Source organism: Nostoc sp., assembly GCF_036917575.1.
GTDB lineage: Bacteria > Cyanobacteriota > Cyanobacteriia > Cyanobacteriales > Nostocaceae > Nostoc.
Genome location: NZ_JBALDC010000085.1, coordinates 104,250 through 131,206 on the forward strand (window position 1 = coordinate 104,250; position 26,957 = coordinate 131,206).

Annotated in this window: 21 protein-coding genes and 3 tRNA genes; 9 read left to right on the plus strand and 15 right to left on the minus strand. The window is 41.2% G+C overall.

The window, feature by feature from the left end; all coding sequences use genetic code 11:
- Positions 1-14: 14 nt before the first annotated feature.
- The 4 genes from V7K79_RS25285 to V7K79_RS25300 all read right to left on the minus strand — a co-directional run bounded on the left by V7K79_RS25285 (position 15) and on the right by V7K79_RS25300 (position 8,652).
- Positions 15-2,687: a TonB-dependent siderophore receptor gene (locus V7K79_RS25285; protein ID WP_335051556.1), complete on the minus strand. Its 2,673-nt coding sequence runs from the start codon at positions 2,685-2,687 to the stop codon at positions 15-17.
- Between the two features lie 79 nt (positions 2,688-2,766).
- Positions 2,767-5,340, minus strand: a complete 2,574-nt coding sequence (locus V7K79_RS25290; protein ID WP_335051558.1) for a TonB-dependent siderophore receptor — start codon at positions 5,338-5,340, stop codon at positions 2,767-2,769.
- A gap of 273 nt (positions 5,341-5,613) precedes the next feature.
- Entirely contained in the window at positions 5,614-7,485 is a 1,872-nt protein-coding gene (locus tag V7K79_RS25295) for a TonB-dependent receptor domain-containing protein (protein ID WP_335051560.1), read from the minus strand.
- Between the two features lie 177 nt (positions 7,486-7,662).
- Complete coding sequence (locus tag V7K79_RS25300) at positions 7,663-8,652, minus strand: AraC family transcriptional regulator (protein ID WP_335051562.1); 990 nt, start codon at positions 8,650-8,652, stop codon at positions 7,663-7,665.
- A 594-nt stretch (positions 8,653-9,246) separates the two neighbouring features.
- On the opposite strand from V7K79_RS25300, the gene trpS reads away from it, so the two are divergent.
- The 3 genes from trpS (at position 9,247) to V7K79_RS25315 (ending at position 12,188) form a co-directional block, all read left to right on the plus strand.
- Complete coding sequence (trpS, locus tag V7K79_RS25305; protein WP_335051563.1) at positions 9,247-10,257, plus strand: tryptophan--tRNA ligase; 1,011 nt, start codon at positions 9,247-9,249, stop codon at positions 10,255-10,257.
- A gap of 57 nt (positions 10,258-10,314) precedes the next feature.
- A complete protein-coding gene (locus V7K79_RS25310; protein ID WP_335051565.1) occupies positions 10,315-11,244 on the plus strand; it encodes a methylenetetrahydrofolate reductase in 930 nt (309 codons plus the stop codon).
- Positions 11,245-11,366: 122 nt separating this feature from the next.
- Positions 11,367-12,188 (plus strand): Rpn family recombination-promoting nuclease/putative transposase, encoded by an 822-nt coding sequence (locus tag V7K79_RS25315; protein ID WP_335051567.1) that lies wholly within the window; start codon positions 11,367-11,369, stop codon positions 12,186-12,188.
- 120 nt (positions 12,189-12,308) lie between these two features.
- Here V7K79_RS25315 and V7K79_RS25320 read toward each other — a convergent pair whose 3' ends face one another.
- Positions 12,309-12,863: a phosphate-starvation-inducible PsiE family protein gene (locus V7K79_RS25320; RefSeq protein ID WP_335051569.1), complete on the minus strand. Its 555-nt coding sequence runs from the start codon at positions 12,861-12,863 to the stop codon at positions 12,309-12,311.
- A gap of 81 nt (positions 12,864-12,944) precedes the next feature.
- A complete protein-coding gene (locus tag V7K79_RS25325) occupies positions 12,945-13,868 on the minus strand; it encodes a tetratricopeptide repeat protein (RefSeq protein ID WP_335051571.1) in 924 nt (307 codons plus the stop codon).
- A 408-nt stretch (positions 13,869-14,276) separates the two neighbouring features.
- Here V7K79_RS25325 and V7K79_RS25330 point away from each other — a divergent pair, with 408 nt between their 5' ends.
- Positions 14,277-16,325: an elongation factor G gene (locus tag V7K79_RS25330; protein ID WP_335051573.1), complete on the plus strand. Its 2,049-nt coding sequence runs from the start codon at positions 14,277-14,279 to the stop codon at positions 16,323-16,325.
- Positions 16,326-16,904: 579 nt separating this feature from the next.
- Here the strand turns inward: V7K79_RS25330 and V7K79_RS25335 are convergent.
- From V7K79_RS25335 to V7K79_RS25350, 4 genes are all read right to left on the minus strand, one after another.
- A tRNA-Thr gene (locus tag V7K79_RS25335) sits at positions 16,905-16,976 on the minus strand.
- An 86-nt stretch (positions 16,977-17,062) separates the two neighbouring features.
- Positions 17,063-17,148 (minus strand) — tRNA-Tyr (locus V7K79_RS25340).
- Between the two features lie 123 nt (positions 17,149-17,271).
- The gene (gene nadA, locus V7K79_RS25345) at positions 17,272-18,246 is read right to left on the minus strand and encodes a quinolinate synthase NadA (RefSeq protein ID WP_335051575.1); all 975 of its coding nucleotides are present in this window, start codon (positions 18,244-18,246) and stop codon (positions 17,272-17,274) included.
- 14 nt (positions 18,247-18,260) lie between these two features.
- Positions 18,261-18,416: a hypothetical protein gene (locus tag V7K79_RS25350; protein WP_334747646.1), complete on the minus strand. Its 156-nt coding sequence runs from the start codon at positions 18,414-18,416 to the stop codon at positions 18,261-18,263.
- Here V7K79_RS25350 and V7K79_RS25355 point away from each other — a divergent pair.
- Together V7K79_RS25355 and V7K79_RS25360 are read left to right on the plus strand one after the other, a co-directional pair.
- Positions 18,396-19,313 carry a TIGR04168 family protein gene (locus V7K79_RS25355; protein WP_335051577.1) on the plus strand — a complete coding sequence of 306 codons (918 nt, stop codon included), beginning with the start codon at positions 18,396-18,398 and terminating at the stop codon, positions 19,311-19,313. The two genes, V7K79_RS25350 and V7K79_RS25355, sit on opposite strands and share 21 nt — an antisense overlap.
- A 131-nt stretch (positions 19,314-19,444) precedes the next feature.
- A tRNA-Ser gene (locus V7K79_RS25360) sits at positions 19,445-19,529 on the plus strand.
- 20 nt (positions 19,530-19,549) lie between these two features.
- Here the strand turns inward: V7K79_RS25360 and V7K79_RS25365 are convergent.
- Together V7K79_RS25365 and V7K79_RS25370 are read right to left on the minus strand one after the other, a co-directional pair.
- Positions 19,550-20,974, minus strand: coding sequence for a hypothetical protein (locus tag V7K79_RS25365; protein ID WP_335051578.1), 1,425 nt, complete (start codon positions 20,972-20,974; stop codon positions 19,550-19,552).
- Between the two features lie 134 nt (positions 20,975-21,108).
- Positions 21,109-22,233, minus strand: a complete 1,125-nt coding sequence (locus tag V7K79_RS25370) for a hypothetical protein (protein ID WP_335051580.1) — start codon at positions 22,231-22,233, stop codon at positions 21,109-21,111.
- Positions 22,234-22,273: 40 nt separating this feature from the next.
- Between V7K79_RS25370 and V7K79_RS25375 the strand changes: the two genes are divergently transcribed.
- From V7K79_RS25375 to V7K79_RS25385, 3 genes are all read left to right on the plus strand, one after another.
- Positions 22,274-22,540 carry a FitA-like ribbon-helix-helix domain-containing protein gene (locus V7K79_RS25375; RefSeq protein ID WP_104908309.1) on the plus strand — a complete coding sequence of 89 codons (267 nt, stop codon included), beginning with the start codon at positions 22,274-22,276 and terminating at the stop codon, positions 22,538-22,540.
- A complete protein-coding gene (locus tag V7K79_RS25380) occupies positions 22,537-22,995 on the plus strand; it encodes a type II toxin-antitoxin system VapC family toxin (RefSeq protein WP_335051582.1) in 459 nt (152 codons plus the stop codon). The genes V7K79_RS25375 and V7K79_RS25380 overlap by 4 nt, the downstream gene beginning before the upstream one ends.
- 168 nt (positions 22,996-23,163) lie before the next feature.
- Positions 23,164-23,610 (plus strand): acyl-CoA thioesterase, encoded by a 447-nt coding sequence (locus V7K79_RS25385; protein WP_335051583.1) that lies wholly within the window; start codon positions 23,164-23,166, stop codon positions 23,608-23,610.
- Here the strand turns inward: V7K79_RS25385 and V7K79_RS25390 are convergent.
- From V7K79_RS25390 to menA, 3 genes are read right to left on the minus strand one after another with little or no spacing between them, the layout of a single operon-like run.
- The gene (locus V7K79_RS25390) at positions 23,603-24,997 is read right to left on the minus strand and encodes a 2-succinylbenzoate--CoA ligase (protein ID WP_335051585.1); all 1,395 of its coding nucleotides are present in this window, start codon (positions 24,995-24,997) and stop codon (positions 23,603-23,605) included. The genes V7K79_RS25385 and V7K79_RS25390 overlap by 8 nt on opposite strands.
- Positions 24,982-26,004, minus strand: a complete 1,023-nt coding sequence (locus tag V7K79_RS25395; RefSeq protein ID WP_335051587.1) for an o-succinylbenzoate synthase — start codon at positions 26,002-26,004, stop codon at positions 24,982-24,984. Before V7K79_RS25395 ends, V7K79_RS25390 begins: the two co-directional genes overlap by 16 nt.
- A 20-nt stretch (positions 26,005-26,024) precedes the next feature.
- Positions 26,025-26,921: a 2-carboxy-1,4-naphthoquinone phytyltransferase gene (menA, locus tag V7K79_RS25400; RefSeq protein ID WP_335051588.1), complete on the minus strand. Its 897-nt coding sequence runs from the start codon at positions 26,919-26,921 to the stop codon at positions 26,025-26,027.
- Positions 26,922-26,957 lie beyond the last annotated feature (36 nt).

Here is a 26,957-nt window from a genome sequence, read left to right on the forward strand (position 1 = left end):
GAAATTGAAGCTAATCAAAACTCAACTGAAACTGTTCCCAGCACAGTCAAAGGCGCACCAGGACGCAGATAGTAACCCTGAGAATCGTAATATGTAGTACCCAAAAGATTCTTAAAGTTCAATCCAACCCGCCAGCGATCGCGTTTGTAAAAAATGGTGGCATCAGCGCGCACATAAGAGGGGATTTTGAAAGTATTGGGAAGTGTGGCTTCGCGATCGCCAGTATAAAATACTCCCCCACCAAAACCTAATCCTTTCCAATTTCCGTCTTGAATTTCATAAGTTGTCCACAGACTCGCCCCACTACCGGGAGCATTTACCAGGGAATCGCCTACTGGTAAGCTGTTATCTTTACTTACAAAAGCATCGTTGATAAAAGCAGAAGCAATCATATTCCAGCCTGGTAGAATCTGCCCAGAAATGTCAAATTCTAAACCACGACTTTTGACTTCTCCAGCAGCAATTGAGTAATTAATATTATTGGGATCGGTTGTCGGGACATTGGTTTTTGTAATATTATAAGCGGCTATTGTTGCCGAAAGCTGCTTATTGAACCACTCGGTTTTGATGCCGACTTCATACTGGGTTCCACGACTCGGTTCTAGAGCTTGCCCGCTTGCCGTTCGAGTATTGTTAGGGTTAAAAGATTGAGCGTAACTAGCGTAGAGGGAGATCGACTCTATGGGTTGATAAACCAATCCCACACGCGGTGAAAAAGCTTGATCGTTAAACTGATTTGTGGAAAGAACTTGACTATTGTTATTCAAGTCTATGTTTCTGTCATTGTAGTTGATAAAATCAAGTCTCCCACCAACTAGCAACTTCAAAGAAGACAGCAATGTAACTTGATCTTGCAAGTAAACACCGATAATATCGGTATCTGATTTAAAGTTCTGGGCTGTGTCCACGAAACTGGTTGGCAGTGGCGCACCATATACCGGATTAAATAGATCCAGTCCCGGTGCCGCAGTCCGAAGGTAATTACCCCCCTGGTGTGCCCAACTGAACTCCAAACCGAGGAGTAATTGATGATTGATACTGCCAGTTTTGAACTTACTGACTAACTCATTTTGTAGACTTACTGCTCTACGGTAGTCAATATCTCCTGCAAGCTGTCGCGATACTGTCCGACCATCATCTAAAAGTGAGTTTGGTCGGACAGCGTTATAATCACCACTGTAATTGTTGATTGACAAGGCACTGCGGAATTGGAAATTGTCACTAAAACGATGCTTCAAAGTGATAGTACCTGCATCAGATTGGAAATTGTAACTATCTCCAGGTTCTTCTAAAAAACGGCTGATGGGAACCTGAAAAGTTTGACGGACAGGTGGCAACCCATCGTAAAAAGTTCGGTTGACAGTATTATGCTCATATTCCAAAGTCAAGTTTGTATCATCGCTGAGTTGGAAAGATACTACGGGTGCTATTGAATAACTCTCTCCATTGACAAAATCGACAAAACCACCGAAATTTTCATAGGCAATATTCAGCCGCGACAACACCTTTTTATCGGCGGTGAGTGGTTGGGAAAAGTCGATAGCGGCACGATAGTAATCATAATTTCCCAGTGTAAATTCAGCTGAATGATAGGGAGTTGTGAGCGGTTGTTTAGTGATATAATTGACCACACCACCAGGTTCAAACTGACCATAGAGAACGGAAGCCGGACCTTTAAGAACTTCGACTTGTTCAACAGTAGTCGGACTAATGTAGTTATCTTGAACTGCAAAACCATTTCTGAGGTTGTTAGATGTGACAAATCCTCGGAGTACATAGTTCTCTGTGTTCCCAGCGTAACTACCTTGTGGTGTGACACCTGACACATTGCGTAATGCATCCGAAATTCGAGTGATTTGCTGATCTTTGATCACCTGTTGAGGAATTACCTGAATTGATTGGGGAATATCCCGCAGTGGGGTATCAGTTTTGGTTGCTGTTGTTGCATCTGGTACTCGATACCCATCTTGTTCACCCGTGACTACCAACTCAATCGGTTCATCACCTTGTGTTGATGGTTGGCTTGGCTGTGTTTGAGTTGGTGGCTGATTTGCTGGCTGAATTTGTTGCGTTTGCGGTTGTTGTTGGGCAATGGATGCAGCAGTTGCCACAGAGAAAATTATACCCTCGTTGGCACTGTCATACAGTTCCACAGTCGGTAGGCTTGCCTCACCAATTACTGTTACCCGGATAGTATTGGCATCAAAGTTAGTAACTGTGATTTCACTAACACCCGCAATTGGTTTTTCTGAGCGGAATGTAAATGCCTCACCACTAGGTAAACGCAGTTGTGCATTGGGAATATCAGCAATGAAGTTATTACCAGCACTGCGATTCGTAATTTGCAACTGTTCGCCTTTAGATGTCTGTAAAATCACCTCCACACCTTTAGCAGTCGGATTTGCCTTAACTCCCGTCACCTGCACAACTTCTGTTTGTGGCGTGTTTGCTGGTGTTGACGACTGCACTAATAACATTTTGGCGCTGGTAACAACAGGTTCTAGCTCACTTAATTGCCTAATCTTCCCAGTTGCTTGAGGTGGCTTGGCTTGTGGTAATGTTTTCGCTAGATTGAACCGATTATTAGATTTGGGAATATCTTGCGCTTTTGCAGGCTGAACCAGCAAAATCAAAAGTATCAACAACCACTCTATTCTGTAACTAAATTTAGATACTAGCTGATTCATTTTATCTCCACACACCTTATTATTCCAGATGACAAAAACCCCACATCGTGCGTAGCTTTGATGCAGATACCTATTTAGGTTAGAACGTAAAAGAAACAGAGCCAATCACCGTAAATGGATCACCTGGGTAAACAACGTCGCGTCCCTGAGTTTCCAGGTAGTAGTTAATATCAAAAAGATTTTTGATATTGAGACCAACCCTCCAGTTATCTTGCTTGTAAAACAGCGCTGCATCTGTGCGAAAATAACTTGGCAGGATAAGGGATTTGTCAATTTCTCCAGGGCGATCGCCTACATAATAAAGACCTAAACCAAAGCCCAATCCTTTAAAATTACCTTGTTGAAGTTCGTAAGTTGTCCAAAAACTGGCAGTATTTTCTGCCACGTTTTGCAGGTGATTGCCTACAGGTAAGTCATTATCGCGGGTGACTCTGGCATCTGTATAACCATAGGTAGCAATCACATTCCAACCTGGTGTTAATTGCCCAACAATATCAAGTTCAATTCCCTTGCTAGTCTGTTCGCCCACCTGAATGGAATAATTGGAATCGATGGGATCGGTAGTTAAAACGTTGGATTTTGTCAAGTGGTAAGCTGCCAATGTTGCTGCAAGTCTGCTATCAAACAACTCTGCTTTAATGCCTACTTCATACTGTTTGCTGCGTTCGGGAACAAAAACTGAATTGTCTCTAGACCGTCCATACTGTGGTACAAAGGATTCTGCGTAGCTGGCATACAGAGAAACAGGAGGGGTGGGTTGATAGACAATGCCAACACGCGGGGTAAAGGCAGAATTATTATCGCTGGTTGAACTTTGAACTACTAAATCCTTCTGTAAAATATTCACCGTATCAAAACGACCGCCCAGGAGTAGCTTGAGGTTGTCAGCAATAGTTACCTGGTCTTGCAAATAAAAGCCGAATGTATCTGTGAAATTTTGAACTACGTAAGGAGTAGTGGGACGAGTAATCGGAACAAAGTAGACAGGATTGAAAATATTAATGGATGCAAAAGGCCCATTGGAAAAGCCATTGGAAACATTGGTGTAACGGTTCAGGTCTACGCCAAACAGCAGCTTGTGGGAAATTGTTCCTGTTTTGAAGTTACCGATAACATCTGTCTGGAGTCTATAGTCCTCATCGGTGCTTCCACCAAAATTAGCGATGTCTCTAGTTGCTGTGCGTCCATCTGCTTGCAGCTCGTCTATCTGAACGCGGATTTCATCACCTTTAGAGATGTTGGTGGATAAGGTCTGACGCAGTTGCCAATTTTGACTGAAGCGGTGTTCGAGATTGTACCCAAACTTGTAAGTTGTAGTAGTACCTTCGTTAATGGAAGGTTCGCCAAAAAACCGGTTGATGGGAACCGAACCAGGGCGATCGCCAATTGCAAGCACTCCGCGATCGGGTTTATAATCTCTGTTATCGTATTCCAAAAATAGATTTAAATCAGTATTTTTACTAAGTTTCCAAGCGATAACTGGTGCAACAAATATGTTTTGGGAATTAATAAAATCTCTGAAACTACCAGCATTCTCGTAGGCAACATTCAGGCGATACAGTAAGGTTTTGTCTGTATTCAAAGGCCCTGATAAATCCAAAGCTGAACGGTAGAAAGCATAATTTCCAACACTCAAATCGACATTGTAGTAAGGGTCACTTAGAGGTTGTTTCGTCACCAGATTGATAATTCCACCTGGTTCAGTTTGTCCAAACAGCACAGAAGCTGGCCCCTTGAGTACCTCAACTCTTTCTACATTTGCAAAGTCTGTGGATGGAAAATTGTCACGAATTCCATCTCGAAAAGTTGTTTCTTGCGTAAATCCCCGAATTCTCACCCTATCAAAGGAGTTTTGATAGCCTGCACCTGGTGTTACGCCACTGACATTTTGCAGAATATCTCGCAATCTAGTTGTTTTTTGATCATCAATTATTTGTCGTGGAATTACCTGAATCGATTGGGGAATATCGCGCAAAGGTGTATCAGTTTTAGTTGCGGTTGTTGCATCTGGTACGCGATATCCATCTTGTTCGCCAGTTACCACCAACTCAATCGGTTCATCACCTTGTGTTGATGGTTTTGGCTGTGTTTGACTTTCAGGAGGCTGTTGAGGAGTTGGTTGGGTTTGAGGTTGTTGTGCTGTGGATGCAGCAGTAGCCACACTAAAAATTAAACCCTCGTCTGGACTGTCAAACAACTCGACAGTTGGTATACCTACCTCACCTATGACTGTCACCCGAATAGTATTGGCATCAAAGTTAGTCACTGTTATCTGTGTAACACCCGCTATTGGCTTCTCTGAGCGGAATGTGAATGCTTCACCCGATGGTAGGCGTAATTGAGCATTAGGAATATCAGTAATGAAATTGCTACCAGTACTGCGATTGACTGGTTGCAACTGTTGTCCTTTCAAGGTTTGTAAAATTACCTCCACACCTTTATTGGTGGGATTTGCCTTGACTTGCGTCACTTGTACAACTTCTGTTTGTGGCGTTTGTTGTTGTTCTATCTGAGCCAGCCATTCTTGCACTGTTCTGGCAAAGTGATTTGGCTCTTGGATAGGAGAAATTTTAGTTACTTCTTTTGCTTGCCCAGGTTTGACAATGACAGCAACTAGAAAACAGGAAATAAAAAGCGATCGCGACAGTTTCATAACCCCACACACCCAACCGGATATCTCAAAACATAGCTTACTACTTGCAAGTTACTTTTAATTAACTCTATTCAGGAGAATACGAAAAATTGGGCGATCGCATATATCTGAAACCGGATTTTTTTTATCTGAATCGGGATGCAGCTTGTGCTATCAGCCTTTGCGCCGATGATAGTCTATTTATGAAGTATTAATTTGAAGTTGTATAGATGCTATCTTTTGTCAGAGCTTGTGTTCGATGGCGATATCAATCAAGAGACATGCAACGCCGATTTAAAACTCACAAGAAATTGTTCCTTGAACTGTAAACGGTGCAGCCGGATTGGCTGAACCAATAAATGTGCCTTCAAAATATCTGACATCAAATAAGTTCTTGAAGTTAATAGATGCTCTCAAGCGATCCTTTTTGTAGAAAAGTGCCGCATCAGTCCGTATAAAACCAGGTATAGTGTAAGAATTATCCAAATCTCCATAAGCTCGACTAGCTGCAAAAATACCTCCACCAAAACCAAATCCTTCTAATGACCCTTTTTGAAATGTATAAGTTGTCCACAATGAACCAGTATGTAGCGGTGTCGTAGCCAGAGTATTTCCGACTGGATATGTATTGTCTTGAGTGATTTGGGCATCTGTATAAGCGTATGAACCAATCACTTTCCAACCAGGTAAGATTTCTCCAGCAATATCCAACTCAATCCCACGAGCGCGTTGTTCACCTACCTGAATTGAAAAATTAGGATCGCTGGGATCGGTAGTTATGATATTGGTTTTGTTAACTGTGTAGAAGGCCAGGGTGGAGGAGAGACGATTATTTAAAAAATCTCCTTTGATACCGACTTCGTATCCAGTTCCCCTTGTCGGCTCAAAAGCATCACCGTTCTTACTGATACCACTAACAGGAACGAACGAGCGACTATAGTTGGCAAACAATGAAATTTCTTTTGTAGGTTGGTAAACGACTCCTACACGTGGTGAAAATGCATCACTATCTGTGAATGTGGTTGAGGAATTCAAGAGATCCTGTGCTTTGGAATGATAAATGTCAAACCTGCCACCAAAAAGGAATTTGAGATTATCAAAAACACTTATCTGATCTTGAAGGTAAATTCCAAAAGAGTTGTCATTCTCTATTTTCTTCCCTGCTTTACATTCAGAAGGACTAACACCAAATTTACGTTTAAACGCAGCCGCAAAATGACCGGGATTCGCATATCCTACTGCATTCGCCACCGCAGCTACGCGCATTTTTCCGTCTTGCAGCAATTGTCTGGCTATTTCCATGCGATGATTATGCAAGTAACCAAAGACCGTTGTACCAAATACTTCACGGAATCCAATCTTTAATTTGTTGTCATTTATACCTACTTTCTGTGCCAAATTTAATAGAGAAGGAGGATTTTCTTGTTGAGAAATCAGAATATGTCGTGCGTGGCGAATCTTCTCAATATCTTTTGGTTTAAGAGTTATAGATTTAATAGATGTATTTTCAATTTTTGTGAGCTGCTCTAACTTTAAAGCAATTAATTCTAAGCATTTAGCCTCTAAATAAATTTGTTTAGTCAAACCTTGAAATGGGCAATAAATAATTTTTTGAAGCGGTAAATACATCGCCGAAGTAAGTTGATTATTTTCGATATAATTTTCTTGGCCTTTACCTTCGATAAGGTTGATTAAATCTGGTGGTAGTTCTTGATTTAGGCAGTGAATAAAACTATTTAAAAGCTCAGAAGATTTAAGATGTATATCAACTTTTAAAAAATGTTCGTTTATAAACCAAGTTTCAACAAAGGCATCATACTTATTCCCATCGGGAAAATCCCACTGGAGAAAATTTTCTTTGCCGCTTTTACTATATGGGTAATCTAATCGATTAGCACTATAACTACCTGATAAATTAAAACCAAATTCTATTCCTTCATATTCATATTGACCAGCTTCAAACTCTATTTGTAAATCATCGTGATATTCTTGATTAATAATCAGCAAACTAATATCTCGTAATTCAATCCAGCGCTCATATCCTATACCAAACTGTTCGGGACATGAGTAGATAATATCAGAAGAATCTAAAGGATCTGGATACTGAGTATTATTACAATTGTATAATTTTTCTTGGTACTCAGCTTGTGAAATGATGTTCGCCATTAATGTTTTAGTATTGCTAGTAGATATAAACTATCATTTACAGAAAATACTTCTCAACTAGTTATTTGATCAAGTTGATATATAGCGAATTGTAATTGAATGAAGTACGTCCCTCGCTTTAACAAAATTTAGGCGATCGCATAGATTTGAATCCAGATTTTTTGATCAGAATCAGGATTAGCCTTTGCGCCGACGATAGTCTCTAGGGGTTACGCTAAATTGGCGCTTAAACAAATAGCCAAAATGACTTGTGCTTTCATACCCGACTTGAGCAGCAATTTCTGCAATCGTTAAATTAGTACCGATAAGTAACTGTTGTGCTTGCTCTAACCGTAAGGATTGCACATACCCACACACTGTAGTTCCAAAAATTTCTCGAAATCCCCGCTTCAGTTTAAAGTCATTGAGTCCGATTTGTCTGGCTAGATTTAGTAGAGAGGGTGGATGCTGGAGGGTTTGATTGAGGATAGCTTTAGCATGATGTAAACGTTCAATTTCATCAGGACGAAAATATAGTGATCGCTCCAATAAGAGATTATTTTCTCCCCACTGAGCAATCTGAAGCGTCAGTAGTTCCAAAACTTTTGCTTCTAAATACATTTGTCTGAGTGTTTCTCGGAATGGACAGTGCAATATTTGCCTAAGCACCAATCGCATTGCAGGTGTGATTGCTCCTAACGGTTGATGGAACCGTTGATTTGCGGAATTTTCTATCAACTGCGCCAGCAGAGTTGGTAATTCCTTAAAGCCACTTTGGAAACTAGAAAGTAAATCAGCATACCAATAAATACTGATACATTGCTTGTGTTGGTTGGCGGTAAAATGCTCAAACTCCCGAATATCAGGCAAATAAAATAAATAGTTATAGTCTGCAACTTCTTCATAATCGTTGCTGACTCCAGGTACATTTGGCGTAGTAGTTCTCATACCACCAGACAGTAAAAATTTAGATGTCAGAAAAGGCGAATCATCGTGTCTGCCCTCAACAATTACTGTTTCAGAAAAATTGCTTTCTTGAATTACTAGCTCAAGGCTATGGCGCAGCATAGTCCAGTGACTACTGCCTTGACCAAACCAGGTAGAAAACTTGACTTTTCCCTGGTAGTGATTAAGCTGCACATTCTCACATAATTCATTAAAGTTTGTCTCCGTCAAACGAATGGTCATGATCATATTCTCAACTACTTGTTGAGAATAGTATCTATTAGGAAGCGAAGCGATGTCTAGGACAAGCCCTTCTCTACGAAAGGCTGCGCCAACGGATTCGGGAGTGACGCTCCTGCGTCAACGCTAAGACGGGACGCTCGCGGACTCGCTAACGCTCTTAGCATCTCTTCTTGGGAGAAGACTACCACTCCCTCACGGCTAAGAGCGTCTACGCAACTGAAAATATTGTGTAGTGGGTATAAACGCAAAAAAATATGTTCGGAGCTAAAAATTTACCATAGTACTAAGTAGTTAATTGCATTTAACAATACAGATTACTGAATGTGTAAGCAAGACTGGCCACAGCGATCGCCCCTTTAAAGTGAACAGGAAGCGTTTCAGGAAAAAACTTTGCGATCTACTAAAATTCAAATCAAATCCGCTATCATTACTAAATCTGTAATTCTGCAACGACAAGTTGACCTGGAAAATGTCAAAATTAAATGAGTTTTGCACTGCGTTTGGGTTGATGCAACTTCTTGTAGAGAAGAGAAGCTTTCTTGTCACCAAACGCCATTTGATTAGCGCAGATTTGAGATAACTAAGTTGGAATTTATGGGCAAGCAACGTGTTCTTTCTGGAGTTCAACCAACCGGCAATTACCATCTAGGTAACTACTTGGGAGCAATTCGCAACTGGGTAGAAGGTCAGAGCGAATACGAAAATTATCTTTTTGTAGCTGATTTACACGCGATTACAGTGCCACACGACCCAAAACAGTTGACAGCTGATACCTACACTCTTGCTGCTCTTTATTTAGCTTGTGGTCTTGATTTAAATCACTCTACTATCTTTGTACAATCTCACGTTTCAGCCCACAGTGAACTCACCTGGTTGCTCAACTGCATTACACCTTTAAACTGGCTGCAAGATATGATTCAGTTCAAGGAAAAGGCCGTTAAACAGGGAGAAAATGTGAGTGCAGGTTTGTTAGATTACCCTGTGCTGATGGCCTCTGATATTTTGCTTTACCAAGCCGATAAAGTGCCAGTGGGTGAAGACCAAAAGCAACACTTGGAATTGACACGGGATATTGCAGCTCGGTTAAATCACCAATTTGGTAAACCAGAACAGCCAGTTTTGAAGTTACCAGACCCTTTGATTCGCAAGGAAGGCGCAAGGGTAATGAGTTTGGCGGATGGTACACGCAAAATGTCGAAGTCCGATCCTTCTGAGTTAAGCCGGATCAGTTTGCTAGATTCACCGGAACAGATTCAATACAAGATTAAGCGTTGTAAAACCGATCCGATTCGTGGGCTGACTTTTGACGATCCAGCGCGTCCAGAGTGTAATAATTTGTTAACATTGTATACATTGCTTTCTGGGAAGAGAAAGGAAGATGTGGCAGTTGAGTGTCAGGATATGGGCTGGGGACAATTCAAGCCATTGTTAACAGACACAATTATTGAGTCCCTCAAACCAATTCAAGAAAAATATCACTCGATAACGGCGGATAAAAGCTATTTGGAGTCTGTGTTACGGGATGGAGGGGAAAAAGCTAGAGCGATCGCAAATCAAACTTTATCACAAGTCAAAACGGCTTTAGGCTACTCTCTTCCTCTATAAGTTTTCACCTTTATGTGTGATTTGTTATACCATTTAAGAAATGGAAACCTTAATGTTATGCATCACACCCACAGCCCCACTGCCTTTAATGACTTTCGCAGAGCTGTACAAGCAGGAGAATTTTTAGTTACCGCCGAGGTAGCACCGCCGAAAGGGGGAGATCCAGCGCACATGATTCAAATGGCGGCGACTCTTAAGGGGAGAGTTCATGCCGTCAACGTTACTGATGGTAGCCGCGCCGTGTTACGGATGTCTTCGTTAATGGCGTCGGTGATTTTGTCACAGAATGGTATAGAGCCGATTTGTCAAATTGCTTGCCGCGATCGCAATCGTATCGGTTTACAAGCTGATTTGATGGGCGCTCATGCTTTAGGTATCCGTAATATTTTAGCTTTGACTGGCGACCCAGTAAAAGTAGGCGATCATGCAGATGCCAAAGCAGTGTTTGACTTAGAAGGTGTGCGATTGCTGCAACTGATTCGGAAGATGAATCAAGGCGTTGATTGCAACGACAAACCCTTGACTGATGGAGCGTTAGATTTATTTGTTGGTGCAGCAGTAGATCCGCAATGTAAAAGTTGGTCGGGTTTGCAAAGTCGATTTGAACGCAAAATCGAAGCTGGAGCGCAGTTTTTTCAAAGTCAGTTGATTACCGATTTTGAGCGGCTAGAAAAGTTTATGGATACCATTGCTGCTGGTTATAAAAAACCAATTTTGGCAGGAATATTTCTGTTGAAATCAGCAAAAAATGCCCAGTTTATTAATAGATGTGTTCCGGGTGTAGATATTCCCCAACATATTATTGATAGATTGGCAAAAGCCAAAGACCCTTTTGAGGAAGGAATAAAAATTGCTGCCGAGCAAGTGCAGATAGCGCGGCAATTATGTCAAGGTGTCCACATGATGGCGGTGAAGCGGGAAGATGCGATCGCACAAATTTTAGATTTGGCTGGGATTGCTCCAATTAATCAGTTGGTATCTATATAAAGGAGAGAATGAATTTTTTATTCAAGCAGATGGTTCCATCTGCTTTTTTTATACTGAAATAGGTGCGTCTACCCTATTTTTGATAGACTTTCAATATCCAATGTTCGCTTGACTAAATCTAGGTGCAAACTGACAAAATATTTTTTAGCTTATTTCAAGCTTTTCCTAGCATATTTTTTGCCATAATTGGTGACACGACTACCAATGTCAACGCATATCAATTTGTTTCAGTCGAGCTAAAAGAAACTGCTTTTAGGATTGATGGGGTATTTATCCCCACAAGTGAAACTACAAACCAACCACTTTATTTTGTTGAAGTTCAGTTTCAATTAGACTCAAATTTTTATCGACGCTTCTTTGCCGAAATCTTCCTTTACTTGCGTCAAAATGAATCAGTCAATTTTTGGCGTGCTGTTGTCATCTATCCGCAACGAAGTTTAGATCCAAACGATCGGCTACCATATCAGTTGCTGCTAGACAGTTCACAAGTACAACGCATTTATCTAGATGAATTAGATTCGATAGAGAACTCACTTCAAGTTGCGATCGTTAAATTAATTATTGAAAGGGAAGAAACAGCCGTTGACAAAGGTAGAGAATTAATATCACAAGCAAGGCAACAACTGACAGATGAATCTACTACTAAGCAAATTGTAGAATTAATAGAGACTATTCTGTTGTACAAATTTACCCGCTTAAGCCGAGAGGAGTTAGCAGAAATGTTGGGTATAGACGACGAATTTAAAAAAACACGGATGTATCAATCAATCAAGTCAGACGGCTTAGAAGAAGGTCGCCAGGAAGGTCGCCAGGAAGGTCGCCAAGAAGGTCGCCAGGAAGCTAAGTTAGAAGCTATTCCCCGATTGTTGGCATTGGGATTGAGTGTAGAGCAAGTAGCGGTGGCTCTTGATTTAACGGTGGCACAAGTACAGCAAGCAGTTTAGAATCAGTCTATCTAATAGTATTTCACACAAAGGAGTGGGGAGTGGAAAAAAATATTTTCCCCACTCCCCAGTACAGACGGAAATAATCGCGTCTCTCCCACTCCCCATTTTCATAACAATTTATCCAAGCGGTTGATTCTCATCACATTGACGTGAATACTGAAATTCCAACTCGTTTTCTCGTTCTTTACCTGCTTTATAGACAATTGGACAAAGCTTAGTGTTAGCACTCATGCAATCCATGTGCGGTGTTTTAGCACAGACTACAAGTAGTCCACCCAGAACAAACAACAAACCACAAATTGCAAGCGTATTAATCCAAGGAATTTCCAATGCTCCGTGAACTACTACTTCTCGCAGTAGAGATACAATTGTTACTTCAACTGCTACTCCCACAGAAATACTATGTTCTTGCAAGTAGACCATTAATAGTCGAAATAACTCGACTAAAATCAACACAAATAGTATTTTTGCAGTCATGTGTTTATAATCTAGTGGCTGCGTGAGGGCGATCGCTATCCCCCACAATTGGATTAACATGACGGCAAACAAACTTAAACACAAGACAATCACAATTAAGTCTTGAAAGGCTTCCATATTGCGAACAATTGAGTGCCGATCGAGCCAGCGATCGCTAAATAAAAATCGACTTTTCTGGCGCTTTTGCATGTACATTTTTCCAATCGGGACAAGTTCAGACAACACCAGCCAGTCAACCCAATAGTTTTATGTTATGCAATATTAAGTTTTTTTGCCTCAGCGAGGTTGGTAATTTAAATTTTGTGCTTGTTGCAACAATTGCTCGGCGTTTTTCGCCCACTGAGGATTTTTTTGAGCATTGTATAAATCTCTAGCAAATTGCAATACTTGTACTGCATCGCTATATTGCTGTAACTGAATAAAAACTAACCCAGCACCATAATAAGCGTTGGGATAGTTAGAGTTAGCTACGGCTGATTTTCTAAAAGCTTCTAATGCTTCTTGTAATTTAGTTTGTTGAAAAAAAATTGAGCCGATATTGTAATAAGCCTCTGGATACTTGGGATTAATTTTTAATGCCTGATAAAATGCGCTTCTTGCTTGCTCAAATTTACCTTGTTGAAGATAACACATTCCTATGTGGTAAGGAGGTTCTGGGGCATTTTTGCTATATTCTACAGCTTTTTTAAAAGAAGCGATCGCTTTTTCATAATCTCGTTGCTGTTCTCGTACTAACCCCAAGTTATAGTGGGCAAATCCGAGTTTTGGATCGAGTTTTAAAGCGTGTTGCAAATAATCGTTAGCTAACTTTAAATTATTCCCTTCTAATAACGCTCCGCCTAAATTAGCAAAAGCTGGAGCAAATTTCGGATCGGCTTGCGTCGCTCGATAAAATGCATCCGCAGAGGGTTGTAATTGTCCGGTTTGTCGGAGTGCTAGCCCTAGATTATAGTGTGCTGGTGCTAATGTCGGATCTAATTTAGCTGCTTGTTTAAAGGCGGCGATCGCATCTTGTACCTTTCCCGCCTGAATTGCCTGTAAGCCCTGATTTAACCAGTTTACAGCAGTTTTAGGATTAGATTGTGCCAGTTTTGAGGCCACAGGAGGAGATAGAGCAATAGAGGGGTAAGAAATACTTATAACCAGCAAAGTCAAACTTACTAACCCTGCCATGCGATATTTAAAGAATGATAATCTCATTGATTTTCTGATTCGCAACACTTTCAGTTAAATTTACTTGATCAAAAGTTTTTTACAAAAATTTTTGATTCGGGATAAAAATTTGTGATACTTAATTTTTCTTAAGCTAAATCTTACGACAGGCTACAATTTTTTTAACTTCCGATTAAAGGGAGGATAATAACGAATTAAAGAAGGGGTAATTTTGACTCTAGAGAACCATTTTTTGTCAAATAGAATTTAGGAGTCAGAAGTCAGAATTTAGAATGAATTCTGTACGACTGATGAATGAATAAATCAGTTTAAGACGCTTGCGGACTCGCTACTGTCTTGATTCTGAATCCTGAATTCTGACTTCTGGATTCTTCTTTAACCCTTGATATATACGGAATCATGCGGTTATAAAAGACTTACCGCAAGGGAGGTTTTATGAACGAAAAAGTAAAATCGGGTTCGCGGAACGTTGCAATTGTTGGGCCTTATTTAAGTGGAAAAACCACTTTACTAGAAAGCTTGTTATTTGTCACAGGGGCAATTTCCCGCAAAGGCAATGTTAAGGACAGCAATACAGTGGGAGATAGTGCTGCTGAGTCGCGCGATCGCCAGATGAGTGTAGAAGTCAGCGCCGCTAGCACTGAGTATAACGGCATTCGCTTCACTTTTATTGACTGTCCGGGAAGTATAGAATTTGCTCAAGAAACGTACAATGCTTTAATCGGAGTCGATGCAGCAATTGTAGTTTGCGAACCCATCCGCGAACGAGTCCTCACCCTTGCCCCTCTATTTAAATTCCTAGACGATTGGGAAATTCCCCACCTCGTCTTCGTCAACAAAATGGATCGGGCAAATATTCACGTCCTAGAAACGTTACACGCCCTGAAAGCATTATCTAGCCGTCCTTTGGTAGCGCATCAATATCCGATTATGAACGGGGAACAACTCACCGGCTTTATCGATATGGTGAGTGAACAGGCATATAAATATCATCCAGGCGCACCGGCTGATCCCATTCCTTTCCCCGAAGGTTTGAAAGAAGAAGAACATACAGCGCGCGCAGAAATGCTCGAAGCCTTAGCAAATTTTGACGATCATTTACTCGAAGAACTTTTAGAAGACATCGAACCATCCCAAGAAGAAATCCTTAAAGATTTAAAAATGGAATTAGGGGCAGATTTGGTAGTGCCCGTTTTCTTTGGTGTGGCAGAACAAGATTATGGGGTTAGACCTTTATTAGAAGCTTTGTTACGAGAAGCCCCCGAACCAGAAACCACAGCAGAACGTCGTTTAAAAAACTTAAAAGGTGATAAACCTCTAGCGCAGGTATTAAAAACTTTCTACACTCCCCAAGGTGGCAAACTCTCTCTGGTGCGTATTTGGCGAGGCAAATTAACTGATGGCATTGTTCTCAATGGCATTCGCACTGGTGGAATTTACCGTATCATGGGACAACAACAGCAGTTCGTTAATGAAGTTGCTGCTGGTGAAATTGTGGCATTGAGCCGTTTAGAAGGCATTAAGACAGGGGATACAATCTCTACAGAACAGCAAGCGGCGATGGAATTACCCAAAGCCGTACAGTTAGAAGCTGTATATGCCCTCGCCATCACACCAGAAAAGCGCAACGATGAAGTTAAACTCAGCAGTGCAATTACCAAGTTGTTAGAAGAAGACTGCTCACTTGCTTGGGAACAACACGGCGACACCCACGAAGTAATTCTTTGGGGTCAAGGCGAGATTCATTTGCAAGTTACCCTAGACAGATTGCGCCGCAAATATAACTTGCCAATGACAACCCACTTACCGCAAGTGCCTTACAAAGAAACCATCCGCAAAACAGTGGCTTCAGTTCATGGACGCTACAAACATCAAAGCGGTGGTCATGGACAGTTTGGTGATGTTTTTCTCGAAATCAAGCCCCTACCACGCGGTACAGGTTTTAACTTTAATGAAACTATTGTCGGCGGCGCGGTTCCTAAACAGTACATTCCTGGCGTGGAAATGGGCGTGCGGGAATTTTTGACACACGGGCCTTTGGGCTTTCCAATAGTGGATGTGGCAGTAACTCTGACTAATGGTTCGTATCACAACGTTGATAGTTCTGAACAAGCCTTTAAGCAAGCTGCCCGATTGGCAATGCAAACGGGGATACCCCAAGCGGAACCTACCTTGTTAGAACCGATTTTGCGGGTAGATGTTACCACACCGAGCGAATTTACCTCCAAAGTGCTGCAACTGTTGAGTGGTAGACGGGGGCAAATTTTAGGCTATGAGGGGAGAAACGATTGGCAAGGTTGGGATAATGTCACTGCATACTTGCCACAAGCAGAGATGCAAAACTTTATTGTAGAGCTGCGATCGCTCACTCTTGGCGTTGGTTCCTTCCACTGGGAATATGACCATCTCCAGGAAGTGCCGGAAAAGCTTGCTGAACATGTCATTCACAGTAATGGGAATGGTGCTAACGGTAACGGCAAGTAGTTTTGGATTTTGAATTAATATAGCGTAGGCGTAGTCTGCCGTAAGCATTGCTCCAAGGCTTAGATTCCCGACTTTTTAGAGAAGTTGGGAATCTTTTATAATCTTAGGGCGTGTCATCAATTAGATGTCAATATAGTATAAAATCCATAGTTGCTCAAAAAGCTAACTACTGTGCCTTAGCTAATATTTGCTAATTCTAGCCATCTATTCAATTCTTTAGACTATAGACTAAAAAATAATCTACAAAATACAAAAATTTCCACGATAAAACCTCGTAAAACTCTTATAAATTCATGATTTGTTTAATGTTTTATTAAAAATCAAAAAAGCTAGTAAGGAGGATTGAACTTGCGGTTTCAGCTTTACTAACTTACCAAATATAGCAGGAGGCAGGAGGCAGCTATGCTGGAGGCAGGAGGTAAAACTATTACTATTCCTAGCTTTCACCCTTTCAAAATGTCCTAACCTGTGTGACTACCGCTATAGATGGATTTGAAGTAAGGGACTAATTTTTTCAACGTCTAAGTCTCTTTAAAAGGCTAAAACTCTTAACCTTTTATATTTTAACTATTTTAAAAAAGCCCGTGACGAGGATTGAACTCGTGACCTCACCCTTACCAAGGGTGTGCTCTACCACTGAGCCACACGGGCAAATATGATTCCAATTTTTTGGTTGTAAGTTACAATGCTGGAAGCTTTGCTCTTTACCCAGTCATTATAACTTATAACTTCGTAAGTGGTGGGCCGGGCTGGATTTGAACCAGCGTAGGCGCTAGCCAACGGATTTACAGTCCGTCTCCATTAACCACTCGGACACCGACCCAATTTGTCTCACGATTTATAATATTATCATCATCTTTTATAAATTGCAAGTGGTTAAATAAATAACTTGTGAGTAGAGACGCAGTTTTGTCACGTCTCTACAAATTATCTAAATTTATACTAATTACACGCTCATCTCCAGCATTCGTTGCATTGGTCGCAGTGCAGCAAGGCGAATATCCTCTGACATGGTAATTTCGGGAGTACGATTTTTCATTGCCCAGTAAAGCTTTTCAAGGGTGTTTAATCGCATAAACGGACATTCGTTGCAAGCACAGTTATTCATCGGTGGGGCAGGAATAAAATGCTTGTCAGGAGCTAATTTTTGCATTTGATGAATGATTCCCGGCTCCGTAGCCACGATAAATTCCTTGGTGGGGCTGTTTTGACAATACTTGAGTAAGGCGGCTGTAGAACCAATAAAGCTGGCGTGGCGCAATACACTACTTTCACATTCTGGGTGTGCGATCGCCTCTGCTTCTGGGTGGGCAATTTTTAACTGGACAATTTTCTTTTCCGAAAAGGTTTCATGGACAACACAGCTACCTTGCCACAGTACCAAATCTCGTCTAGTCTGTTCCATGACATACCGCCCTAAATTCCGATCTGGGGCAAAAATAATTGGCTGTTCCTTTGGTATCTGCTGCACAATTTTCACAGCGTTGGAACTAGTACAAATAATATCGCTCATCGCCTTGATATCAGCAGAGCAGTTGATGTAAGATACCACTAGATGATCTGGATGCGCTGCTTTAAAAGCGGCGAATTCGTCTGGTGGACAACTATCTGCTAAAGAACAACCAGCATCCAAATCTGGTAAAAGTACTAATTTATCGGGATTAAGTATCTTTGCTGTTTCTGCCATGAAGTGAACACCAGCAAAGACGATCGCATCCGCATTGGTTTTTTCGGCGGCTCTTGCCAGTTGTAATGAATCCCCAATAAAGTCGGCAATATCCTGAATATCTGGCTCTTGATAATAATGTGCCAGGATAACTGCGTTGAGTTCTTTTTTGAGACTCTCAATCGCCGCAAACAAATCTAGTGGTAGTTCACCCGGTTGGGTTTTTTCTCGTTGAGCTAATGCAGTGGTAAACACAGTTTAGGGGTGCTTTATGTTGCAAATTTATGTCCTGTGGATTCAATTATAGTAGTTTTTACCAAAAATAGTGGACGGTTGATATTTTCGGGTTGTGTCCAAATCGGGCTGAGTTTCATATCCTGGAGATAGACGGCAAGGAAAGTGGCATGACCAGTCAGAAAACTCAATCGATAAACCTCAAAATTGCTGTAGTTGGAGATATTCACGACCAATGGGAAGTGGAAGATGGCGTTGCACTCAAGCATTTGGGTGTTGACTTAGTGCTGTTTGTCGGGGATTTTGGCAACGAGTCAGTAGAAGTGGTCAGAACGATCGCCTCTCTCGATATTCCCAAAGCAGCTGTAATGGGCAACCACGATGCTTGGTACACCGCTACCGAGTGGGGACGCAAGAAAGCTCCTTATGACCGCTCTAAGCAAGACTGGGTACAAGAACAACTCGATTTATTAGGCCCGTCCCATGTCGGTTATGGTAAGTTGGATTTTCCCGCTTGGAATTTAACTGTAGTGGGGGGTCGTCCCTTTACCTGGGGTGGCCCGGAGTGGAAATTCGCAGAAATCTGTAAAGCACGTTACGGTGTGACGAGTTTGGAAGAATCTGCCGCTCGCATTTTCAAAGCAGTTAAAAGCGCCGCTTACGAAACAATTATATTTTTGGGTCACAACGGCCCTAGTGGGTTAGGCGATCGCCCTGAAGACCCCTGCGGCAAAGACTGGCATCCAATTGGCGGCGATTTTGGCGATCCAGATTTTGGCGAGGCGATTTCTCAAGCCTTGACTGCTGGTAAAACCATTCCTCTGGTGACATTTGGTCACATGCACCATACTCTCAGACATACTAAGGTGCTGCGGAAATCTATCTTTAGAAGTCCAGAAGGAACAATTTACTTAAATGCGGCTAGTGTCCCCAGGATTGTGGAAAATGACAGCGAGAAGTTGCGTAACTTTTCCATTGTCTCCTTAGAGGCAGGTGTGGTTTCGCAAGTTTCCCTAATTTGGGTGGGCAATGACTTTCAGGTGGCTTCAGAGGAGATTTTGTATGAGCGATCGCGTAGTGTGTCGTAGACATTCGCATCCAGTAGTGCAATCTGCGTAGATGATAGGGTATAGTATGATCTGTCAGCTTTAGTGCCAACCAACAAAAGCGCCTGAATAGCGTCTAAAAGTAGGGTAGGCAGGAGTTTGACAGATTTACTGGAGAGGTGGCAGAGTGGTCGATTGCGTCCGACTTGAAATCGGATGAGGCTAAAACCTCCGGGAGTTCGAATCTCCCCCTCTCCGTTTTTAGATAAAGTAAAAATTTACAGAATTAGAGGTTGATCTGAATTAATCATAAAGTCATCAAACTCTTGAAAGTTTTCAAATTGTAGTTTTTTACCAAAAAGTTCGGCAAAGTTTGCAAGAGCTAGAGTTGTTAACTCTGCCTTATCAGAGGTTAATCCCGCATCTATTGCAGCAAAACAAGCATCAAATTCTACACAACGAGCCTGAAAGTTTGCTTCAAAAAGATGTTCAAACTCTGCCTGTTGTTCTGCCATAACTTTACAAGCTGCTTCGCAAATAGCCTCTACTTGTTCAGCTTCTTCCTCTGCCAGACGAGCCTGTTTGAAAATAGTGGCAGCAGATTGATAGATACTTGCAGCAATAAGATACCCTGCTATACTTCCTACTATTGCACCAACAGGGGCAAAAATAGCTCCTGCTACTGTGCCTGCATACAGACTATATGTAGTGCAAGTTCCAGTCTGACCAACTCTTTCTATTAACTCCTCAGTTGTAATTTCTCCTTTTGCAAAGCTGTAGACTGAAGCACCAACATCAATAACACCAGCAGCGACCGTAACTGCAACATTAGATTTGGCTGATGCTTTAACACTTAGCTTAGTAGCTCCATACCTGATTAGCGTACCTCCTACACCTGTAGTACCACTACGCACGCCAGATTTACCTGCATCTTTAACAGTGGTAAAGATTGCGTCTTCGACAGTATTTTCCCCTTTAAAAACAGCTATGCTGTTTTTAACTGCTGAAATTACCCCACCAACTACGAATCCTGCAACTGCTGCGTTAGCTCCTGTAACGGCTGCTTCCTTCGCAACATACTTTGCTTCGGTGATAGCTGCGTAGATATCTGGATTTTCAGCAGCCCAAAGATTTTCCTTATAAGATGTACCATCGGATTGAATTTTCCCAGCTTTGAGTCTATCCGTAGTATTTTTAGCTGTATCTGCATATTCCTCTGCTTTGAGAGTTCCTGATTGTGAACGTTTTTCAGCTAGTTGTCTTACTTTTTCAGCATTACCATCAGGCACAAGTTTCTGCATTCCCTGATACTTTTGATTGCTAACAGCATGAGTTAGGTCACTAGCTTTGTCCATAGACTTAGCTTGAACTTCCTCAATAACGAGATCACCCTCGTTAATCAAAATATCAGCAACAGCGTGAGGTTTCCCCTCAGCAGCTGTTACAACTGTTTTGAGTAGGGAATTGTTTAAAGCAGCATCTGCATTGAATTTAGCCGCTTCTATATATTCAAATAGATTACCTTGTGAAATCTTAGGGTCAACTGCTCCCAGTTTTTCAGCAGCAATTCTGAACAAATCCATCCCTTGCTGTATGGTATCGGTTGCTGTTGCGTATTGTTGGGCTTCTACAGCACCGTGAACACCAGATGCAAAAGATGTTGCAAAATAAACTAGTTCTTGACGTTGGACTTTTTTATTCATTTTTGACATCCATAAATTCCAGTTTTTTACTAAAAAACGCCAGGCCGAAAAAAGAAAACTCCCAACTAGAAAGCTTTAGGTCAGTTAGGAGTAATAGATACTACAATTCCGGCTTTTGAGCAATTATTGACAAATTAGGATTCACCTAAAAATGACTGTCCTTGCTTTAAAGCTTTAGTGGAGCTTTCATCCAAAGCACTATCTTTGGTGAGTAATGGAGTTTCTAATAAAAGCTTTAGGACTTGAGCAAACTGAACGAGCAGATGAACTTGACGTTTTTGCAACTGGTTATATTTAGCGTAGTTCGTACCTGAGTCAATAATTATACTTTCCAGACCATCTAGTTCGGCTGTCATAGCTGTTGAAAGTCGCATGATAACTTCATCAAATTTTTTGGCTACTTTGTTGATGGCATCTAAAACACTAATAGCTTTTTCCATCTCTTTTGCCACCTTATCCGCTTCTGCTTTATAGCTGCGAGCCTTCGCTAAATTTTCAGTAGCCTTTGCTGCCATTAACATACCACCAACAGCAAAGATTGGCCCAGCTACTATTCCACCGAGGACAAACATACCTCCTGCCATGCCCCATCCACCGGCAACAAGTGAACCTCCGCCAAACCATGCCAGAGTAGCATTTGTTGCGGCAGCACCTGCAAGCGTACTAATCGCAGTCCCTGTTGAAGCTGAGGCAAACATTATAGCTCCTCCATAACTGGCAATTCCTGCCAATGCTCCTGCTCCTACTGCACTAGCTCCTCCTAGCACCACTTCATGAGCTTTTAGTGCGATATCTTTCATTTGAGCTAATTCATCTCTAGTAAAATTAGCCGCATTAAACTCACCTGTATTTGCTTGTCCTGTTAGCTCAACGTTTTTTAGTTGCTCATAAAGCTTGACAAAACGACCTAGCTGCTCATCCCATACTTCCAGCTTGAGTTGCCCCAAATGCTCTAGAGTCTCAGCTGTTACTTGTCGTGAAGAGTTTAATTGAAATTCTGAACGCTTATAAACTTCCTGTGCCTCACGCTGTAGGTTCTTAGCTTTTGAGTGAGCCGAGGCAGCATCTACTCCTTTTTTAGTTCCAAATAAGCCTGCTCCTAAAGCGGCAGCGCCGAGAATCAAAGGTAAAACCATATTTACTTTATTAATGAAATACTTGTACTTATAATTCCCAGTTTTAAGATGATAATCTTTATACTCATTTAGTCTATATATACCATATCTACAAGTAGCGATCGCTCCCCCTTTTGCTTGCATAGTGCTATCATTTTGATAAATTCTACTTTGAGGTAAAGCGATGGCTACCCTTTATGTAAGAAATTTACCCGATGATTTGTATGCAAAACTGCAAGAGTTAGCGGCATCTGAACACCGTTCCATTAACGCCCAAGTTATAACTCTATTAGAACAAGCTTTAAAAACTGAAGCACAGCAAACGGAAGAAGAAAGACGAAAAAATGTCCCAAAACTTCTAGAGGAAATCCGTCTTCGCCGTGAACAGCTACCAACTGATATCGAATGGCCTGACAGCACTGCCATGATTAGAGAAGATCGGGACAGATGACAATTCCTCTTAAGTGCGTCGTGGATGCCAGTGTATCTGTTAAGCAATTTATTCCCGAACCGTTAACAGCCAAGGTCAATCAACTGTTTGCTCACCTTGCCTATCCCCAGACAGAAATCTTTGTACCTGACCTGTTTTACATTGAATGTGCAAACGTTTTATGGAAGTATGCTCGTGCAGGTAGTTACAATGTTTCTTTGATTCAAGGGAATTTAGCTAGTCTCAAAGCTTTGCCCTTGCGTGTCGTCTCCACAGCTGATTTGATGGCGGATGCAGTTGCGATCGCATTAAATTATCGAGTCTCCGCCTACGATGGTTGTTATGTAGCACTTTCACAGCAGGTAGGCGCTACTTTGCTCACTCTTGACGGTAAGCTGGTGAAGGCTCTAGCAGCTTCGTCTTATAATGTTTGCTCGTTTAATGACTTCGAGGTTCCGCCGTTGGAATCAATGTAAAAGCGATCGCTCTTTCTTACCCCCAAAGTATTGCATGAGGCTAAACATCTCGATACAAACTCATAACTGGGGAAATTGAATTTTTATCACTGATTTACTTAGTTGCAATAAAATTAGTTTGTAAAGTAGGCAATAAACCTGCTGTTTTTTAATATTCAATTGTCAAAAATGCCTTTTACTTATAACCGCACGGTTCGCTTTCAAGATACTGATGCTGCTGGGGTAGTTTATTTTGCTAATGTTTTGGGTATTTGCCATGAAGCTTATGAAGAATCTTTAGAAGCCTCAAGTATTAATCTCAAAGATTTTTTTATTAATCCATCTGTGGCTTTTCCCATTGTTCATACTAGTGTTGATTTTTTGCGCCCTATGTTTGTAGGGGATAAGTTGCTGATTAGCTTAATTCCCCAAAAACTAAGTGTTGATAAGTTTGAAATTACTTACGAAATTACGGTGGCTGAGGTGGTAGTTGCTAAAGCTATTACTAGGCACGTTTGTATTGATGTAAGTAGTAGAAGTAAGCAGGAATTACCTGAAGAGATTATCCAATGGTTGGAAATGAATCGCAGAGACGCAGAAGGTGCAGAGAGAAGAAAGTCGAGAGAGATTATGTGATGGGGTTTTGCAGAAATTCTGTGGCTATTTGCTGTAGCTGTTGGCGGTTAATTTTTCCTTGGGAGTTGCGGGGTAAGTTTTGTTGGGGAATCCAATATTTAGGGATTTTAAATTTACTGATTTTGTCTTTGAGTAGAGTTTGGATTTTTAAGGCAGAGGTATTTGATTGTTTGGGAATGTAAATCGCTGTTAAAGCTTGTCCCCAATGTTTATCTGGGATACCAATGACACAAATATCAGCAACCATTTGAGTTGCTTGTATAGCTGATTCAATCTCTGCGGGGTAAATGTTTTCTCCACCTGTAATAATTTTATCACTGTTACGTCCGACTATATTTAAATGACCTTGGTTGTCTAAAAAGCCTAAATCATCTACTTGGAAATCAGTTTGATTTTCTTGGATTATCGAATAGTAACCAAGGGCTAAAGATTGAGCATGAATGGTAATATTTCCGATTTGATTGGAATTTAAAATCTCGCCTTGCTGATTGCGAATAGTTACTTTTGCATGGGGAAGAATTTGACCACTGCTAATTTTACCGCTAAGAAAATCATCTGGTTTGAGGGTAGCAATTTGAGAGGCGGTTTCTGTCATGCCATAGGTTGGTGCTAACCGAATGCGATGAAATCTGGCTTTTTCTAGTAGTTCGTTCCATGCTGGCGCACCTCCCAAAAGTACAGTATTAAATTGGGATAGCCATTCAGTTAATTCTGGATTTTGCAGAAGGCGTTGTAACTGTGTTGGTACTAAAGATATAAAAAACTCTGATTGTTTAATATTTAAGATTTGACCTGATTCTACAGCTTTAAACGGTTGAATACATAGTTGACCTGCGGTAGTGAATGAGCGCAGAAATTGCATTAAACCGCTAACATGATACAACGGCAACATGCAAAATGAATTGACTTGCTTTAGTTGAAAGTATTCTGTAAATCCTTGTACTGATGCTGTGAGAGTTTCCCATGTATGGATGGCAAATTTAATCTGCCCTGATGAACCACCTGTGGGAATCATAATTTTTGGGAATAGGGCATTGGGTATTGAGCATTGGTAATTATTTTCATTCTTTATTCCCCATTCATGATTTCCTATTCCCCAAATAATATCTGGTTTTACTAAATCAAAGACTTGTTGCCATTCTTGTGTTCCCCAGTCGGGGTTACAAATAAAAATTGGACAATTCGCTGCACAAGCGGCAATAAAACTTGCTAAAAATTGTAATGGTTCGCGTTCGGCTAAGATAATTTTTGGTGGTGTTCCACACGCTGATAGTTGTGTTAGTTCTAAATATAATTCTTGAGCTATTTGATTAAATTGACGGCTGTTATAACCAATAAGCCAATCATTCTGAGCCAGGTTATTAAGATAGTCTAAAGGTCGTTCCATAAAGTTTGAAACCACGTTTCTTCTTGTTCAAAAAAATGGTCGATACCAAAACCAATTGCTCTGTTGTTTTGGGATAATTCAGCTGCTAGTTTAAGTGCTGCAAGTCTTGCGATCGCAGTTTCAAATACTGACGAAAATACAGTATCAATTTTATACTGTTGGCAAAACTTTCTCAGACGAGATGGCGATCCCACTATCCCAGGTTTGATGACAAAAATCCCTCGCCAACCTTGTTGATGACAAGCAGCAAGTTGCCCAAGTGTGGCGACAGATTCATCTAAAGCGATCGCAGTTTCATAACTCCTACTCAATTCCAACATCTGCTGAAATTGTTCAACGGGTAGCGGTTGCTCAATAAATTCGATTTCTAAGGGTAGTTCTCCATTTGCCTTGAGATTGTCGCAAGTCCACAACCATAAGTTAGCTTCTTTATAGCTAAGTCCACCGTTAGCATCTAATCGCAGTTTGGTAGAGGCTGGTAAGGTGTATATCAGTGACTCAAAAATTTCTAGTTCATCAGCGATCGCATCCACACCAATTTTCCACTTAAACGTGCGATATCCCTGCTGCCACAGCGTTTTCCATTGATTTAAAGCTGCTTCCCCAGATGGTAATAAGCCACTGTAGAGAAAAGAGTGAAGTGCACAGGGTAAATTTAAATTCTTCTCCTCTACTCCTCTGCTCCCCATCTCCCCTGCTCCTCTGCTCCCCATCTCCCACGCTGACTCAAAGCCAAATTGACAAGCTGGTAACTCATCTGGAATGGAGAAAATTATCTCGTCTGTGATTTCTTCTGGGAGTTGGCGACAAAAATCTAAGGCTTGTTCTAGGGTTTCGGAACCGAACCAGCTAATGGGGGCGATTTCTCCCCAACCGACTTTACCTGATTCATTGGTAAGGCGGAGAATAATACCTTCACGAATATCCCACTTACCATGATTAGTGGTAAGCGATCGCAAAAATCTTCGTTGATAAGGGCGAAATTCAAATCTGTAATCATTTGTCATTTTCTCTCTGTTTCAATGCCCTAAATCATAAATCCCAATCCCAACAGCAAGCAAGCCCAGAAATGCACAGCTACGGCGATGAATTTACAGTTACTAACTTTGTCTGGTTGGTTATGATTTTCTTGGACATGGCGACATAATTTGAAAGCAAAGGGTAAACTTACCCAACTTAATAACGTCCAAGCTGGAGAAATCCCCAATAGCACAAATAGCAAGGTAAGAGGATAAATACTACCAGTAAACCAAACTAGCAGTTGAGCGCCTTTTTTGGTTCCGAGACGGACAATAGGCGATCGCTTGCCTGCGGCTATGTCATCCTTAACTTGGTGAAAGTGCGAGCAAAACAAAATTAAGGTTGTGGCAATCCCGACAATCACTGAGGCTGCTAAACTTGTTATTGACCAAGTTTGGGTTTGGCTATAATATGCTGCTTCCACTGCTAAGGGCCCAAAGGCAAAAAAGCAAATAATCTCGCCTAAACCCTGATATCCTAAGCGAAAGGGAGGCCCTTGGTATGTGTAGCCTAAACCGCAGCACAGCAGTATTATACCGATAACAGTTAGGTCTTGTTGCCAAAAGGCGATCGCTAGTATGCCTAGCAACCCCAAACCTAAGCACAAATTTCCTATCCAAAATATTAAGGGTTTATTGCCTGTTAAATTCACCAGAGAATGGTGCTTATTTTGGTCAATACCAGTTTCGGAATCAAACACATCATTACTGATATTTTCCCAGGCAAGAATTAAGATTGCCGCCGCTACAAAAGTAGAAAATACTACACCATTGAAAATTTTAGTTTCGGAAAATGCTACTGCTGTTCCTACCCAAATGGGCATAATGGCAACGCTATACATTGGTGGTTTAATCGCTGCCATCCATAACTTAGTGTTGGGATATAAAATTTGGTTGGTAGTCATTAGTTGTGATTAATTAAATTATTGGAATGTTACTCA

Excerpts from the sequence above, each read along its gene's own strand:
- trpS (WP_335051563.1), top strand. The coding sequence starts at position 9,247 with ATGGGCAAGCAACGTGTTCTTTCTGGAGTTCAACCAACCGGCAATTAC.
- V7K79_RS25290 (WP_335051558.1), bottom strand. The coding sequence starts at position 5,340 with ATGAAACTGTCGCGATCGCTTTTTATTTCCTGTTTTCTAGTTGCTGTC.
- V7K79_RS25285 (WP_335051556.1), bottom strand. The coding sequence starts at position 2,687 with ATGAATCAGCTAGTATCTAAATTTAGTTACAGAATAGAGTGGTTGTTG.
- V7K79_RS25310 (WP_335051565.1), top strand. The coding sequence starts at position 10,315 with ATGCATCACACCCACAGCCCCACTGCCTTTAATGACTTTCGCAGAGCT.
- V7K79_RS25320 (WP_335051569.1), bottom strand. The coding sequence starts at position 12,863 with ATGTACATGCAAAAGCGCCAGAAAAGTCGATTTTTATTTAGCGATCGC.
- V7K79_RS25375 (WP_104908309.1), top strand. The coding sequence starts at position 22,274 with ATGGCTACCCTTTATGTAAGAAATTTACCCGATGATTTGTATGCAAAA.
- menA (WP_335051588.1), bottom strand. The coding sequence starts at position 26,921 with ATGACTACCAACCAAATTTTATATCCCAACACTAAGTTATGGATGGCA.
- V7K79_RS25380 (WP_335051582.1), top strand. The coding sequence starts at position 22,537 with ATGACAATTCCTCTTAAGTGCGTCGTGGATGCCAGTGTATCTGTTAAG.
- V7K79_RS25385 (WP_335051583.1), top strand. The coding sequence starts at position 23,164 with ATGCCTTTTACTTATAACCGCACGGTTCGCTTTCAAGATACTGATGCT.
- V7K79_RS25365 (WP_335051578.1), bottom strand. The coding sequence starts at position 20,974 with ATGAATAAAAAAGTCCAACGTCAAGAACTAGTTTATTTTGCAACATCT.
- V7K79_RS25390 (WP_335051585.1), bottom strand. The coding sequence starts at position 24,997 with ATGGAACGACCTTTAGACTATCTTAATAACCTGGCTCAGAATGATTGG.
- V7K79_RS25370 (WP_335051580.1), bottom strand. The coding sequence starts at position 22,233 with ATGCAAGCAAAAGGGGGAGCGATCGCTACTTGTAGATATGGTATATAT.
- V7K79_RS25395 (WP_335051587.1), bottom strand. The coding sequence starts at position 26,004 with ATGACAAATGATTACAGATTTGAATTTCGCCCTTATCAACGAAGATTT.
- V7K79_RS25325 (WP_335051571.1), bottom strand. The coding sequence starts at position 13,868 with ATGAGATTATCATTCTTTAAATATCGCATGGCAGGGTTAGTAAGTTTG.
- V7K79_RS25330 (WP_335051573.1), top strand. The coding sequence starts at position 14,277 with ATGAACGAAAAAGTAAAATCGGGTTCGCGGAACGTTGCAATTGTTGGG.
- V7K79_RS25295 (WP_335051560.1), bottom strand. The coding sequence starts at position 7,485 with ATGGCGAACATCATTTCACAAGCTGAGTACCAAGAAAAATTATACAAT.
- V7K79_RS25300 (WP_335051562.1), bottom strand. The coding sequence starts at position 8,652 with ATGACCATTCGTTTGACGGAGACAAACTTTAATGAATTATGTGAGAAT.
- V7K79_RS25355 (WP_335051577.1), top strand. The coding sequence starts at position 18,396 with ATGACCAGTCAGAAAACTCAATCGATAAACCTCAAAATTGCTGTAGTT.